The 13,727-nt window shown below is 60.9% G+C and carries 13 protein-coding genes; 2 read left to right on the top strand and 11 right to left on the bottom strand.

Going from position 1 to position 13,727, the window contains the following annotated elements; all coding sequences use genetic code 11:
- Window positions 1–91: 91 nt before the first annotated feature.
- From HYT87_01560 to gatC, 10 genes are all read right to left on the bottom strand, one after another.
- Window positions 92–1,615 (bottom strand): amidophosphoribosyltransferase, encoded by a 1,524-nt coding sequence (locus tag HYT87_01560; GenBank protein MBI2058436.1) that lies wholly within the window; start codon window positions 1,613–1,615, stop codon window positions 92–94.
- Window positions 1,594–3,774, bottom strand: a complete 2,181-nt coding sequence (gene purL, locus HYT87_01555) for a phosphoribosylformylglycinamidine synthase subunit PurL (GenBank protein MBI2058435.1) — start codon at window positions 3,772–3,774, stop codon at window positions 1,594–1,596. Before purL ends, HYT87_01560 begins: the two co-directional genes overlap by 22 nt.
- Window positions 3,775–3,894: 120 nt before the next feature.
- Window positions 3,895–4,593: a phosphoribosylformylglycinamidine synthase subunit PurQ gene (gene purQ, locus HYT87_01550; GenBank protein MBI2058434.1), complete on the bottom strand. Its 699-nt coding sequence runs from the start codon at window positions 4,591–4,593 to the stop codon at window positions 3,895–3,897.
- A gap of 67 nt (window positions 4,594–4,660) precedes the next feature.
- A complete protein-coding gene (locus HYT87_01545; protein MBI2058433.1) occupies window positions 4,661–5,998 on the bottom strand; it encodes a DUF1015 domain-containing protein in 1,338 nt (445 codons plus the stop codon).
- A 67-nt stretch (window positions 5,999–6,065) separates the two neighbouring features.
- Window positions 6,066–6,743 (bottom strand): threonylcarbamoyl-AMP synthase, encoded by a 678-nt coding sequence (locus tag HYT87_01540; GenBank protein ID MBI2058432.1) that lies wholly within the window; start codon window positions 6,741–6,743, stop codon window positions 6,066–6,068.
- Window positions 6,736–7,209 (bottom strand): 5-(carboxyamino)imidazole ribonucleotide mutase, encoded by a 474-nt coding sequence (gene purE, locus HYT87_01535; protein ID MBI2058431.1) that lies wholly within the window; start codon window positions 7,207–7,209, stop codon window positions 6,736–6,738. Before purE ends, HYT87_01540 begins: the two co-directional genes overlap by 8 nt.
- Before the next feature lie 82 nt (window positions 7,210–7,291).
- A complete protein-coding gene (locus tag HYT87_01530; protein MBI2058430.1) occupies window positions 7,292–7,621 on the bottom strand; it encodes a divalent-cation tolerance protein CutA in 330 nt (109 codons plus the stop codon).
- A 6-nt stretch (window positions 7,622–7,627) separates the two neighbouring features.
- The gene (gene purD, locus HYT87_01525; protein MBI2058429.1) at window positions 7,628–8,911 is read right to left on the bottom strand and encodes a phosphoribosylamine--glycine ligase; all 1,284 of its coding nucleotides are present in this window, start codon (window positions 8,909–8,911) and stop codon (window positions 7,628–7,630) included.
- Window positions 8,912–9,028: 117 nt separating this feature from the next.
- Window positions 9,029–10,516 carry an Asp-tRNA(Asn)/Glu-tRNA(Gln) amidotransferase subunit GatA gene (gene gatA, locus HYT87_01520; protein MBI2058428.1) on the bottom strand — a complete coding sequence of 496 codons (1,488 nt, stop codon included), beginning with the start codon at window positions 10,514–10,516 and terminating at the stop codon, window positions 9,029–9,031.
- A 71-nt stretch (window positions 10,517–10,587) separates the two neighbouring features.
- Window positions 10,588–10,875 carry an Asp-tRNA(Asn)/Glu-tRNA(Gln) amidotransferase subunit GatC gene (gene gatC, locus HYT87_01515; protein MBI2058427.1) on the bottom strand — a complete coding sequence of 96 codons (288 nt, stop codon included), beginning with the start codon at window positions 10,873–10,875 and terminating at the stop codon, window positions 10,588–10,590.
- A 101-nt stretch (window positions 10,876–10,976) separates the two neighbouring features.
- On the opposite strand from gatC, the gene HYT87_01510 reads away from it, so the two are divergent.
- Window positions 10,977–11,510: a hypothetical protein gene (locus HYT87_01510; GenBank protein ID MBI2058426.1), complete on the top strand. Its 534-nt coding sequence runs from the start codon at window positions 10,977–10,979 to the stop codon at window positions 11,508–11,510.
- Window positions 11,507–12,859, top strand: coding sequence for a hypothetical protein (locus tag HYT87_01505; GenBank protein MBI2058425.1), 1,353 nt, complete (start codon window positions 11,507–11,509; stop codon window positions 12,857–12,859). The genes HYT87_01510 and HYT87_01505 overlap by 4 nt, the downstream gene beginning before the upstream one ends.
- Window positions 12,860–12,866: 7 nt before the next feature.
- Here the strand turns inward: HYT87_01505 and HYT87_01500 are convergent, their stop codons facing one another.
- On the bottom strand, window positions 12,867–13,703 hold the full coding sequence (locus tag HYT87_01500) for a methyltransferase domain-containing protein (GenBank protein ID MBI2058424.1): 837 nt from the start codon (window positions 13,701–13,703) through the stop codon (window positions 12,867–12,869).
- Window positions 13,704–13,727 lie beyond the last annotated feature (24 nt).

Raw genomic sequence — 13,727 nt, 5'->3', positions numbered from 1 at the left:
CGGATACGTAGGGGAGGGTCTTCAGACCCTCCCGTCAAGAGGGAGCATCTGAAGATGCTCCCCTACAACGTGTGGACCTTGGGGCCCGCTCTCAGTAGACAAAATCCGTGCGGGTGCCTTTTTCCTTGGCGACCGGCGTTTCCGCCGGGACGGGCGGCTTTTCCTCTCTCGCCCCCGGGGATTCGCCGTTTGTTTTGGCGTGGCCCCGGAAAAGCGGGATCTGTTCCACTGTGCTGGGTTGGGGAATTTTCACGGGATACTGCCCCGAGAAGCAGGCGCGACAGAACCCTTCGATATCGTTCTTGGCGGCGATTTTCAGCAGACCGTCCAGGCTGAGGTAGCGGAGAGAATCGCTTGTCAGGAACTGGTTCATTTCTTCAATGGTATGCACCGCGGCGATCAACTCTTTCCGGGTGGGTGTGTCGATGCCGTAATAGCAGGGCCAGGCGAAGGGCGGAGAGGTAATGCGGGCGTGGACTTCCCGCGCGCCGGCGTGGCGGAGCATCTTCATGATCTTCCGGCCCGTGGTGCCCCGTACGATCGAATCGTCGACCACGATCACACGCTTTCCCTTGAGAACGTGCGGAATGGGATTGAGTTTCAGCTTCACGCCGAAGTTGCGAATGCTCTGCTGGGGTTCGATGAAGGTGCGGCCGACGTAGTGATTTCGGATCATTCCTATTTCGTACGGGATCCCGGATTCTTCCGCGAATCCGATGGCGGCGGGCACACCGGAATCGGGCACGGCCATCACGAGATCGGCCGGCACGGGAGCCTCGCGCGCGAGCTGGCGGCCAAGCTCCTTGCGCACTTCATAGACATTGCGGCCGAAGATGGTGCTGTCCGGTCGCGCAAAGTAGACGAACTCGAACACGCATTTCGCGTGTTGTTGCTGCGTGAAGGGCTTGAGGCTGTTGAGGCCCCATTCGTCCACCACGATGATTTCGCCGGGTTCGATCTCGCGCTCGAATTTCGCGCCGATGAGGTCGAAGGCGCAGGTTTCGGAGGCGACGACATACGAATCACCGAGCGTTCCCAGGACGAGCGGGCGGAATCCCTGCGGGTCACGGGCGGCAATCAGCGCCTTCTCGGTCAGAAACACGAGCGAGAAGGCCCCCCGGACGTAGGACAGGGCCGATATGATCCGGTCGATGAGCTTCTCTTGCTGGGAGATGGCCATCAGATGCGCGATCACTTCGGTGTCCGTGGAGGATTGAAAGATGGCTCCGTGGTTTTCCAGTTCGTTGCGGATGATTTCGTAATTGACGAGATTGCCGTTGTGGGCGAGGGCGACGGCGCCTTTGGAAGACGTGACGAGCAGGGGCTGCGCGTTCTTGAGGTCGCTGCTTCCGGCCGTCGAATAGCGCACATGACCGATGGCGTGGTGTCCGTGCAACTTCGCCAGGGTGTCTTCATCGAAGATGTCCGCCACGAGGCCCATGCCTCGGTGGGTCATGATTCTCTGTCCGTCCGCCGTGGCGATGCCGGCGCTCTCCTGACCCCGGTGCTGGAGGGCGTGCAGGCCGAGGTAGGTCATGTTCGCGGCCTCGCTGTGAGAATAGATGCCGAATACGCCGCAGCCCTCGCGAAGCTCTAACGCCACGGGGCCTCCCATTGCTCCCGGAGAGCGCGGAGTGGGATTCGGAGGAAAGGATCGAGGACGAGGGCGTCGCCGCCCGTGCGGCCGATCTCGGAGAACGTGACCTGGTGCGAGGAGGCGAGCTCATGGAGACGCCCAGCCGAATCGGCGTCCGCCGAGATCACGAATCGGGGAGGACCTTCGCCGAACAATTCGGCAATGGGATGATTTGAGTTCTTCAGGGACACGCGGGCTCCGATGCCGCCGATGCTTGCCGCACCCAGACAACATTCCATGAGCGCCACGGCAAGCCCCCCATCCGATACGTCGTGCACAGAAGAAACTATCGCTGCGTTCAGAGCCTCGCGGAGAAACGAAGCGGTGGCCTGCTCCTTTTGGAAACTGGGTTCGTAAGGAGGAATCCCTTCTGCGTCCTCGAGGAATGCGAGGGCTTCTGAACCAACAAGATGCATTGCCGAACCCAATGAGTCTCCAACCAACCCGATGATCTGATTATCTTTCCTGAACGAAGCGCCTACCGGCTTGGATACGTCTTCGAGTGTCCCAACGAGAGCCAAAGCGGGTGTTGGATGGATTTGGTCCCCTTCGGTTTCGTTGTAGAAACTGACGTTTCCACTCACAATCGGGAGTGTAAGGTTTTTGCAGGCCTCTTGCAAACCGGCCACGGCGGCGGCGAATTGGCCCATCACGCGCTGATTCTCCGGGTTCCCGAAGTTCAGGCAATTGGTCACCCCCACGGGTTCCGCTCCCACGCAGGCAAGATTTCGGAAGGATTCGAGAAGCGTCAGGATCGTTCCCTTTTTCGGGTCGGCGAAGCACCACCGCGGGTTGGCATCCACCGTCAGTGCGATCCCCCCCCGCGATCCCTTCAGACGGAGGACGGCGGCATCGGAACCCGGCCCTAACACGGTGTTGGTGCCCACGCTCCAATCGTATTTCTCCCACACCCAGCGCTTGCTCTTCAGATTCGGGTCGGCCAGCAGCGCCTTGAAGATCCGTTCCGGTTCCTCGCGGAGCGCCGGGGGGGGGGTCGCGGCCGGGCGCGGGTCGGCCTCGAAGGCACGGGTGTATTGCGGCGCGCCGTCCACGATCACGTGAACGGGAATCCGCCCGACCTCCCGGCCGTCGGAGAGCAGTCGGACGGCGCCGTGATCCGTGACATTTCCGAAGACTTCCGTATTCAGACCCCACTTGCGGAACAGTTCGACGGCTTCCGAGGCTCTCGAAGAGGGAACCACGAGGACCATTCGTTCCTGCGACTCAGAAAGCACGATTTCGTAGGGTCTCATCGCCGGCTCCCGGAGAGGCACGCGTTCCAGTTGGAGATCCACTCCGTTTCCCCCGCGCCCCGCCATTTCGGACGTGGAGTTGATGATGCCGGCCGCGCCCATGTCCTGCATCCCGAGGACGAGGCCCTTGTCGATGGCTTCGAGGCAGGCTTCGATCAGAAGTTTTTCCATGAACGGATCCGCGATCTGGACGTTGGGCCGCTTGACCTCCTCATCCTTGGAGCCGAATGCGGCCGAGGCCATCGTGGCGCCGTGGATGCCGTCCCTTCCGGTCTTTGCGCCTGTGTAGATCAGAGGATTTCCAATGCCCTCGGCGCGTCCGCGAATGATGCGGTCCTTCCGGACGATGCCGAGGCAGAACGCATTGACGAGATTGTTCCGATTGTAGGAGCGATGGAACTGGATTTCACCGCCCACGGTGGGCACGCCGACACAGTTTCCGTAGGAGCCGACGCCGGAGACGACTCCGTTCACGAGGTATTTCGTTTTCGGATGATCGGGCCAGCCGAAGCGGAGGGAGTCGAGCAGGGCGATGGGGCGGGCGCCCATGGCGAGGATGTCGCGGATGATTCCGCCCACGCCGGTGGCCGCACCCTGGAACGGCTCGATGTACGAGGGATGATTGTGGCTCTCGATCTTGAAAGCGGCGCACCAGCCGTCCATCAGCTCGACGATGCCTGCATTTTCGCCGGGGCCCTGCACGAGGCGCGGGCTGGAACTCGCCAACTTGCGGAGATGTACCTTGGAGCTTTTGTAGCTGCAATGCTCGCTCCACATGGCGCCCATGACGCCCATTTCGATCTCGTCCGGTTCCCGGCCGAGCAGCTCTCTCAGGCGCTCGTATTCGGCCGGTCCGAGACCGTGGCGAGCGGCGAGAGTCAGCATTGCAATTCCATTCGCGATGCAGAGACCCCATGACGAGTCCTTTCATCGTCCCCGAAGCGGAGCGCAGGGGGCCGTCCCTGAAGCGCCGCGGAAGGGGCGGCGGATTCGGCAGGCGAGCGTTCAGTTCCGGTGTTGGGCGTGGGCAAGGATGGATTCGAAGAGTCTGAGTCCGTCCGCGCGCCCCAGAACGGATTCGGAGGCGCGTTCGGGGTGGGGCATCATGCCGAGCACGTTGCCTTGGAGGTTCTGGAGCCCTGCAATGTCCAGGGCCGAGCCGTTTGGATTGGCGTCCGGCGACGATTCCCCTTCTTCGCCGCAGTAGCGGAATAGGATCTGGCGGTGGTTCTGGATCTGCGCGAGGGTGTCGGGGTTTCCCATGTAGTTTCCGGTTTGGTGGGCGATGGGCAAGCGGATGATTTCGCCCAGGCGATAGAGCTTGGTGAAGGGGGTGTCCGTTCGCTCCACCCTCAGGGGGACCTCACGGCAGATGAAGGAGAGCGTTTTGTTCGTAATCAAGGCGCCCGGCAGGAGACCGGCTTCGACCAGGATCTGGAAGCCATTGCAGATGCCCACTACGAGGCCGCCCCGCTCCGCATAGGATTTCACGGCGCCCATGACGGGAGAGAAGGCGGCGAGGGCGCCGGCGCGGAGGTAGTCCCCGTACGAAAAACCTCCGGGTAGAATGACGGTGTCATATCCGGAGAGATCCGCTTGACCGTGCCAAACGAGATCGGCCGGCACGCCGAGGACGTTCCTCAGAACATACAGCGCATCCAGATCGCAATTGGAGCCCGGGAAGACGACGACGCCGAATCTCATGATCCGCTCCCCTCCGCGGATTCCCCATTTGAAATCTCAAATCTCAAATCTCGCCGTGGAGGCGGGGTCACCCCGCCTGCTCCTGCTTGACGGGCAGTTCCCACTTGTACATGACCATCCCGGAGAGGCGCTTGGGAAAAAAGAAAGTCGTCTTTGGCGGGAGGATGATCGATTGGGAGGCGGCCTCGAACACGGATTTGGTATCGACGGGCGGCACCAAGAAGGCGATCTGATATTGGCCCTCGTCCACCCACCGCATTAGTTCAATAGGATCGACGCCGTAACTCAAGGTGCGCGTTTCGCGCTCTTTCCCTTTTCCCAAGAGGGGTTCGATGAATCCTTCATGGAGGATCGGGACGGTCATCTGTTTCAACGCCGCCGGGACTTTCACCTTCGCGTTCCTGGCGTTCACGAAAACGAGCTCGGTGCTGTCCGCAATGTAGATTCCGAAATAGGGGAACTTGCCTTTTTTCTCGAGTTGGCTGAGGAGGCGCCGCGCCATCTTCTGGGGGTTTGTCCGGTCGAACGAGACGATGTCCGTCGGGTGGTCTTTTCGCAGTTGGGCCACGAAGGCCTGCGCATCCCGCTTTTCCAGACCCCCGACGAGACGGTGGGTGGGATACACGGAGACCCCTTCGCCTTCCATCCGCGTGAAGTACATGAGGACGTGCGACCACGGGGTTTCCCGGCCCGGATGATCTTTGGAGAAGCGAAGGGCCGCTTCATAGCGGTGATGGCCATCCGCGATCATCAGGGCGCTTTTCTGAACCAACTGGATGAAGGGACCGAGAAAAGCCTTGTCGGACTCGACCCACATCCGGTGTTCCGATCCTTCCACCGTTTGGAATTGGACCTTGGAGGCCTTGCCCCTGATCCGTTTTTTTAGGAGCTCCTCGATCTTTCCCGAGGGATCGGAGTAGAGTCCGAACACCTGGCAGAAATTGGCGCGGGTGGATTCGAGGAGCTTGTACCGGTCTTCCTTCGGGGGCCCGTGCGTCTTCTCATGCGGGAAAATGTCTCCCGATGTCAGCGGCCTAAGTTTGAACAAAGCGACGAACCCGACCTGCTTGCGCCGGGTCGGGGTCATGGGGCCGTGAGGCCAGAGGGGAACCGGATATTCCTGCTGGGTGATGTAGATGGAGGGCTCGGCATCCGCGGCCAGAGTTCCCTTGGCCATCCAGTCGTGCAGCAATTGCGCCGAACGGGTGTATCGATTGTCATCCGGCGTGTCGCTCCCGTAAATCTTTCCGAAGGTCAGACGGACGCAATTGTACTGGTGCGTTTCGTAGAGCGATTCCTGGAGATCAGGCGTGATGACGTCGTAAGGAGGGGCCACCACGTTCGAGAGGTCGCGGATGTGGGAGGCGCTGTACCGCACCCCCCGGAAGGGTTTGATCTCGATCATCCCACCACCCGTTCAGAGGATTTCAAATTTGAAATCTCAAATCTCAAATCGGCTGGAGGCTGGTGAATCACTGGGCGGCCTCCAGGATGTCTTTTCGCGCGATGGCGCCTTCACGGACGATCACCGGCCGCTTTTGGCGGGCGTCCACCACCGTGGATGGCGCGCGCAAGGTGCATCCCGCCGCGTCGAGAACCAGATCGACTCCCAGTCCGAACTCCCGCGCCACCTGGGCGCCGCGAGTGGCCGGGGAACGGCCGGATCGATTCGCGCTCGTGGAGGTGATCAACGTGCCGCAAGCCGCCACCCAATCCTGAACCCAGCGGAGTCGGGTCTCCCGAACCCCCAGTGTGCCGTCCTGACCGATGAGCGGAGCGGGCAATCCGGGACGGGCGGCGAGCAGGAGCGTGAGCGGCCCCGGCCAGAAGGCCTCCATCAGCCTTCGGGCGAGGGGCGTCACCTTGCGCGCCCACTGATCGAGGGAATTGCGCGAGGGGAGCAGCATCGGCATGGCTTTCTTTCGATCTCTTCCCTTGAGGGCAAAGAGTTTCTCCACGGCCTTTGAGTCGAGCGCGTTCACGCCAAGTCCGAAAAACGTTTCCGTGGGGTACGCCACAATTCCACCGGCATAGATTTCAAGGCGGGCGCGGTCCAGCACGTCTCCATCCGGGTAGGCCTCTCGGATCGGAACAAGTTGGGGGAATCTTGCATTCGAAATTCGTCGGGCGTCACCGGACTTCCTACGCACCCTTCTTGAGTTTTCCATCCGCTTCCTCAACACCTTCTTCCATGGTCTTTCGATGTTTCGCCAGGGCCTCCCGGAGAGGCGGCCGGCTCAGGGAAAGAATTTGGACGGCCAGAATCCCCGCATTCCTTGCTCCCCATCGGCCGATGCCCATGGAGGCCACGGGAACTCCCGGGGGCATCTGGGCAGTGGAGAGGAGGGCATCGATTCCCCTGAGTGGGGACGAATCGAGCGGAACCCCAATCACCGGAACGAGAGTTCGCGCCGCCACCACGCCGGCGAGGTGAGCCGCTCCGCCGGCGCCCGCGATGAATACTTCCACGCCGTTCGCTTCGCAATCGTGTACCAGTTTCTCGGTTCGCGAAGGTGTGCGATGGGCCGACGTGACGTGGGACTCGTATGGGATTCCAAAGTCCGACAAGGCCTTAGCCGCTTCTTGCATGGAGTCTTGATCCGATAGGCTGCCCATGAGAATGGCCACGAGCGGACCGTCCCGCCCTTTCTTGACTGATACACCTCGAACCGTCTTACGAGCCACGTGGCTCTGGCTATCACGTTCGCGTGGCTTCGGCAATCCATTTCAAATACGAGTCCGAACCGTCCACCACGGGCAGCGCGATGATCTCCGGCACTTCATAGGGGTGGACGCTCTTCACAACGTGGACGAGTTTCTGGAAGTGTGATCGAGTGGTCTTGACAACCAGTAACACCTCGGAATCGTCGTTGATTTTTCCTTCCCACCCATACAGTGAGCGGATCTGGGGAATTTGATTCACGCAGGCGGCGAGCTTGTCCTCCAGGATCTTGCGGCTGATTGTGTCCGCCGCTTCGCCGGGAGGAGCGGTGATGAGAACGACGATGGCGTCAACGAAATCAGCCATGGGGCCTCAGGGCGCCTCCGGTCGGTTCAGGCCTTTCCGCCCGATGTCTTTTCGGAAATGCATGCCTTCAAACTGGATGGTTTCGAGGCGGCCGTAGGCCTTCTGAAGGGCGTTTTGGAGCGAGCTGCCGCGCGCCGTCACTCCGAGCACGCGCCCGCCGTTGGTGATCCAATTTTCCCCGGATTTCTTTGTGCCCGCATGAAAGACGGCCACGTCCGGATCGGTTTCTTTCTTCCCCAGCCCTTGTATGACTTTTCCTTTCTCCGGGGTTCCGGGATATCCGGCCGAGGACACCACGACACACGCTGAAGGAGAAAACTCGATCGACTGAGGGCGACCCTCCAATCTGCCCTGCGCCACTTGGACCAGAACGGGAAGGAGATCTTCGCGGAGCGAAAACATTTGGGGCTGCGTCTCCGGATCTCCAGGACGGGCATTGAACTCCAGTACGGACGGCCCCTCTTTTGTGATCATGAGGCCGGCGTAGAGAAATCCCCGATAGGGACGTCCCATTTGCGCCATGCCGTGCAGAACGGGCCGGATGATCTCTTTCAGGACGCGCTGTTGCAGTTCGTCGGTGAGGACGGGGGCGGGGACGTACGCGCCCATGCCGCCGGTGTTGGGGCCTTGGTCGTCGTCGTTGAGCCTTTTGTGGTCCTGCGCCGGTGGAAGTGGAACGCAGTTCTCTCCGTCGGTCAGCACAATGAACGAGGCCTCCTCTCCGGGCAGAAAATCTTCCACGATCAGCCGTTTTCCAGCTTCGGCGAGTTCCTTCGAGTCGAAGATCATCCCCAGGGCCGCCCATGCGTCCGCAAGTTCATTCAAAACAAAGGCGCCCTTGCCGCCGGCGAGTCCGTCCACTTTGAGCACTTGAGGGAAGGGCCGGTGCCGGATGTAGGTCAGCGTGTCGGTCTTGCCGGAAAGAACCTTGAAGGGTGCCGTTTTCACGCCGACGCGCGTCATAAGTTCTTTCATGAAGACCTTGCTTCCTTCGATTTCTGCCGCGGTGCGGGTAGGTCCTACGGATGGGACGCCCGCCTTCTGGAGTTCGTCGATCAGACCGGCAACAAGCGGCTGTTCGGGACCCACCACGGCGACGTCGATTCTCTCTTCTCTCGCGAACTGGACGAGGTGAGGAATCTGGTCCACGCGGATATTGGCGGTTTCCGCGAGGTGAGAAATCCCATCGCTTCCCGGAACACAGAAGATGCGGGGTTTCTCGGGACTCTGAGCCAGCCTCCAGACAAGGGCATGCTCCCGCCCTCCGCCGCCGACGACTAGAATGTTCATTCCAAGTTCTCAGTTGTCAGTATTCAGTGTAGGGGAGCAGCTTTAGCTGCTCCCAAGCAGGGAGGACCTGAAGGTCCTCCCCTACGGCACTGAAAGCTGACAGCTGACCGCTGAGGGCTATCTGAGACATTCCTCAAACGCCTTTGCGACGCGGAGCACCTTCTGCTCGTCGAGCGGTTTGCCCAGGATCTGGAGGCCGATGGGGAGTCCGCTCTTCGTTTTCCCGCAGGGAATCGAAATGCCGCAGAGACCCGCCAGATTGCAAGGAATGGTGAAGATGTCCGACAGGTACATCTGGAGCGGATCGTCCAGCTTCTCGCCGAGCTTGAAGGCCGGTGATGGAGTCGTGGGAGTGACGATAACGTCGACCCTTGAAAACGCGCGGTCGTAATCCTGCTTGATGAGCCGGCGCACTTTCAGGGCCTTGAGGTAGTAGGCGTCGTAATATCCGGCGCTCAGGGCGTAGGTGCCGATCAGGATGCGACGCTTCACCTCTTCGCCGAATCCCTGTGACCGTGACTCCGTGAACACCTCGAGGAGTCTGTCCGTGCCGGGGGCGCGGCCCCCTCCGCTACCGTCCATGGTGCTCCGGGGACCGCCAGCCATCCTGGCGCGGAATCCGTATCGCACGCCATCGAAGCGTGAAAGATTCGAGCTGGCTTCGGCCGGCGCCAGGACGTAGTAGGTCGGCACGGCGTACTCCGTGTGCGGCAACGTGACTTCTTCCACCGCCGCGCCTGCGGATTCCATTTTCTTGAGCGCTCCGTCGATGGCCGCGCGGATTTCCGGATCGAGACCCTGCACGAAGTACTCCTTCGGCTTGCCGAGCCGGAGGCCCTTGCTCACGGGCTCCAATTCCGATTGCAGGTTGGGGGCCGGCAGAGGGGAGGACGTGGAGTCGAGCGGATCGTGCCCCATGATGGCTTGGAGGAGAAGTGCGGCGTCATCGGTGTTCCGCGCGAAGGGTCCGGCCTGATCGAGCGACGAGGCAAAGGCGATCATGCCGTATCGGCTCACCCGGCCGTATGTGGGCTTCATGCCGACCACGCCGCAAAAGGCCGCCGGCTGGCGGATCGACCCGCCCGTATCGGTGCCGATTGAACCGAACGCAAACTTCGCGGCCACCGCGGCCGCGGAACCACCACTGGAGCCGCCCGGAACGCAGGCGGTGTTCACCGGATTCCTCGTCGGGCCGAACGCACTGCGTTCCGTGGAGGAACCCATGGCGAATTCGTCCATATTGGCCTTTCCTACAATCACGGCGCCGGCGTCTCGAAGTTTTCGCGTGACGGTGGCGTCGAAGGGGGGCACGAAGTTTTCTAGAATCCGGCTGCCGCAGGTGGTCTTGACGCCTCTCGTGCAGAAGATGTCCTTCAGCGCGATGGGCACTCCACACAGCGGCGGCGCGTTCCCTTTGTCGAGTGCCGCATCGGCTTCCCTGGCTTGGGCCATCGCGAGATCCGGCGTGAGGGTGATGAAGCTGTGGATTTCAGGCTCCCGCTTTTCCACTTCGGCCAGAACAGCCTTGGTGAGATCGACGGAGGAGAATTTCCGGGCACGGAGCCCGTCGCGCGCTTCCTTCAGAGTCAGATCTAGGAGATCCATCGCTGGAAGTGCTGAGTGCTGAGCAGAGAAAACTTCGCTTCGACTCATGGCTCGGGACTCAGGACTCGGCACTATTCAATGATCGGCGGCACTTTGAAGTACGGGCCTTCCTTGGCGGGCGCGTTGGCCAGGGCGTCTTCCAGCCCGAGCGAAGGTTTCACGGCGTCCTCTCGATATGGCGTCTCCAGATCGAGGGTATGAGTGAGGGGCGCCACGTCATCCGTCTTCAATTCATTCAACTTCGAGACATAGTCGAGAATGTTCCCGAGCTGCTCGGTGAGCTTGGCCTTTTTTTCCTCGGGAAATTCCAGCCGGGCGAGCTTGGCGACGTGATCGACGGTTTCTTTGGTGACCGGCATTTCGACGTGAACCTACGACACCCCCACGACGATTGTCAATTTGAAGCGATGAGCCTCAAGTGGAAGGTTTTTCTTTCGGTGGGTGATATACTCGCGTCATCTTGGAACGAAGGGAACCGGGGCTGTTCGGAACGCTTTTCTCCTTCGGCTCTCCTCTCTTGGCCTGCCTTCTGATGCTGTACGAAGGGATGGAGATGGCCCATGAGGCCGAACTCGCCCTGCAGAGGCCATGGTCGGCCTCGTCCACTCAACACTTTCCAGATCTCATGCCCATTGCCTATCTCCTCCTGGGGTGGCTCGGTTTCAGCCTGATTCTCCACATCATCGCCTGGTTTATAAACGGCAAGGGATCGTTGATGGACAGCATGAGAATGACAGGACGAATGATCGGGATCATCGCTCTTCTTGAAGCCGCGCGTTTGGGCGCGACGCTCAATGGACTGCACGAATGGGCCGGCTTCGCTGGATTCATGCTTGGATTCCTGTCCGTGCTGGGTTGGACGGGAAGGACGTGGGGAAAGGTCCACCTGCTGAGCCGCAAGGAAACCTGGGTGGCCACATTGACCTGCTTCTACGCCCCCGTCTTGGCCGCCGCGGCGGTCACGGCCTTTCCCCTTATCAACCTCCTTCGATGAAGCATCGGCGGTTGGCCTATTCGCTCGCGCTGTCCAGCCTGCTGGTTGGATGGGCCTGCCTCGGAGTGATGCAGATGCGTGAGCGAACGCGTTCCTACGGCTACTCCGTCAACCTTCTGGCGGGTCGTGAGGGAGAAAAGCCTCAAGTCCAATTGCGGATATCGACGTCGGCCGGCCGCGGGTTCTGGACCACGGGAGCTCAGGTGGTGTGGAACGGCCAATCCTACAAGAGCCCGGCGGGATCAAACGTGCCGCTGGATTCCGGCAGGGTCACCACGCTTGAAGATCTGCGAATCGAATTGCCGCCTCTTCAGGTCGGGACGACACAGCTGGAGATGACGAATCTCTCCGTCTATTCGCATGACGGCCGAGCCCTGAAGTTTCCCGGTAGCGTCTCCGTTCACTCGCGAGCCGTTCCTCGGGACTCGGATTTCCTGCTGGAATTCCTCACCGCGTCGCACGAAATCCAAGTCGATGATACCCAACTTACTTCCTGCCGGGAACTCGTTGATGCAGAGGATCTTTGGACCGATGAGCAGTGGACACGGGCGATGGTCCAACTTCGCAGGCAGTCGAGAGCCATCGAGGCGGTGCACCGGGCACTTCAGATCCTGCCCGCTCGTTCAGCCATGGAGTTGGACAATCCGGTGCTTGCGGAGGCACTCCTCAAGGCGCGCGACCTCGGATGCTTCCTGCTTCTCCTGGGCTCAGGCGAGCAGAAATCGGGAGAACCGGAGGCCGCGGTTCGTACCTATTTCGACACGGCGCGATTGGGCCTCCATGTGGCCCTCTCCAGCCACACGGTCGAAGGGTTGATCCTTGCCGGAAGCCTCGCGGCTCAGGCGTTTACCGTTCTCGGCTCTTCCGTCGCGGCCGGATCGCTCGATGCAGATCGTCTTCTCGAGATCGAGTCCGAGGCGGCGCGCCTCCTGGCCGGTTGGATGGAGGGCGTTCCAAGCCTTGTACAAATCCAGGCGCGGGAGAGTCGGCAGATGATCTCTCCGGTCGCGTGGTACTACTCTCCCGCGGGACCCGTTCAACGGCTGTTGATGGAAGCCATGACCGATCTCCCGCATGCGATGCTTCGCGAGCGGATCGATCGAGTGCCGATGAGAATTCGGATTGTGGAAACGGCCGCGGCCTCCTGCAGGCAGTATCGAGAAAACGGTTCCCTCCCCGCGCGCGAGGGCCTGCCCGGAGGGATCACGATTGAACCGCTTTCGGGTACGGAGTGGATGGTGACGGTGTCGGCTCCCGCCGGCGCCGAACGATCGAAGGATTTTTGCTGGAAGGAAACCGATTCCTGCTCCGGCAGGCTCGGCCTGCGAGTCCGCTGCGGCAGCGGATGAATTGAACTCAGTCGCGGTAGAGAAGGACGTCGGCGAACTTCTGACGGATGGCTTTGGGCTTCAGTTCCTTCAAAACCTGCTGAAAGACCCGTTCCTGCTTCTTCGGCGCCAGGCCGGGAAGAAAACGCGCGCCCTCCCTGGGGCACTTGAGCCAGGCGAGGAAGTCCTGCGGGCTGGTTCCGACTTCAAAGACCTTGCACTGCATGAGCGTGAAACCGGAGGTCGGAATGGTCTTGTACATTTCAATGAACTTGAAGATCCGCCTTTCAGGGGCCGGATGAGCCGTGGGTGAATATCCGGGCTCCACATGTTGGGCCAGTTCCACCACCTTCTTTCCGAATTCGGTCATGAATCGGGCCGATGCCTTGGCGAGCGGGAGATCGTCCGGCATGACATCCCATCGCAAGTTGAATGCGAGTGCGCCGTGGGCTTTGAGCACGGCCCGGGCGGCGGCCAAGGTGAGCGAAAAATCCAGATACCAGATCGCGGCGCTGGAGATGACCGAGTCGACCGACTCCGGTTTCACCCATTGTTGAACCGCCTCCGCGGTGGAGACGTTGAAAGCAACGTTCGAGTCACCGAGATTTCGGCGGGCACTTTCGATCATCGGTTCCGAGGGATCGACGCCGATGACCGTCCCGGTTTTGCCGATGACCTGCAGAATCGCCTTGGTCGATTCGCCACAGCCGCAGCCGAGATCGAGGACTCTCTCGCCCTTCTTCAGCGCGGCCGTGTGGATCAGGTGACGGGCGAGGGAGACATAGGCGTTCCGTGACTTGAGACTCTTACAGTAGGCGGCGTAGGGCGCCACCACGTCCGGAGAAGAATAGGAAAGGACATCCATGCGGGGCCCGAACGGGAGGGTCCT

The organism is Nitrospirota bacterium (genome assembly GCA_016180645.1).
Classification (GTDB): domain Bacteria; phylum JACPQY01; class JACPQY01; order JACPQY01; family JACPQY01; genus JACPAV01.
The sequence above is the reverse complement of the archived record's forward strand: the minus strand, read 5'-3'. Positions and strand labels throughout refer to the sequence as shown.

Bases quoted from the DNA above. Each gene is read 5' to 3' on its own strand.
- HYT87_01500 (MBI2058424.1), bottom strand. From the start codon at position 13,703: ATGGATGTCCTTTCCTATTCTTCTCCGGACGTGGTGGCGCCCTACGCC.
- purD (MBI2058429.1), bottom strand. From the start codon at position 8,911: ATGAACATTCTAGTCGTCGGCGGCGGAGGGCGGGAGCATGCCCTTGTC.
- purL (MBI2058435.1), bottom strand. From the start codon at position 3,774: ATGCTGACTCTCGCCGCTCGCCACGGTCTCGGACCGGCCGAATACGAG.
- HYT87_01530 (MBI2058430.1), bottom strand. From the start codon at position 7,621: ATGGCTGATTTCGTTGACGCCATCGTCGTTCTCATCACCGCTCCTCCC.
- gatA (MBI2058428.1), bottom strand. From the start codon at position 10,516: ATGGATCTCCTAGATCTGACTCTGAAGGAAGCGCGCGACGGGCTCCGT.
- purE (MBI2058431.1), bottom strand. From the start codon at position 7,209: ATGGGCAGCCTATCGGATCAAGACTCCATGCAAGAAGCGGCTAAGGCC.
- HYT87_01560 (MBI2058436.1), bottom strand. From the start codon at position 1,615: ATGGGAGGCCCCGTGGCGTTAGAGCTTCGCGAGGGCTGCGGCGTATTC.
- HYT87_01505 (MBI2058425.1), top strand. From the start codon at position 11,507: ATGAAGCATCGGCGGTTGGCCTATTCGCTCGCGCTGTCCAGCCTGCTG.
- purQ (MBI2058434.1), bottom strand. From the start codon at position 4,593: ATGAGATTCGGCGTCGTCGTCTTCCCGGGCTCCAATTGCGATCTGGAT.
- HYT87_01545 (MBI2058433.1), bottom strand. From the start codon at position 5,998: ATGATCGAGATCAAACCCTTCCGGGGGGTGCGGTACAGCGCCTCCCAC.
- gatC (MBI2058427.1), bottom strand. From the start codon at position 10,875: ATGCCGGTCACCAAAGAAACCGTCGATCACGTCGCCAAGCTCGCCCGG.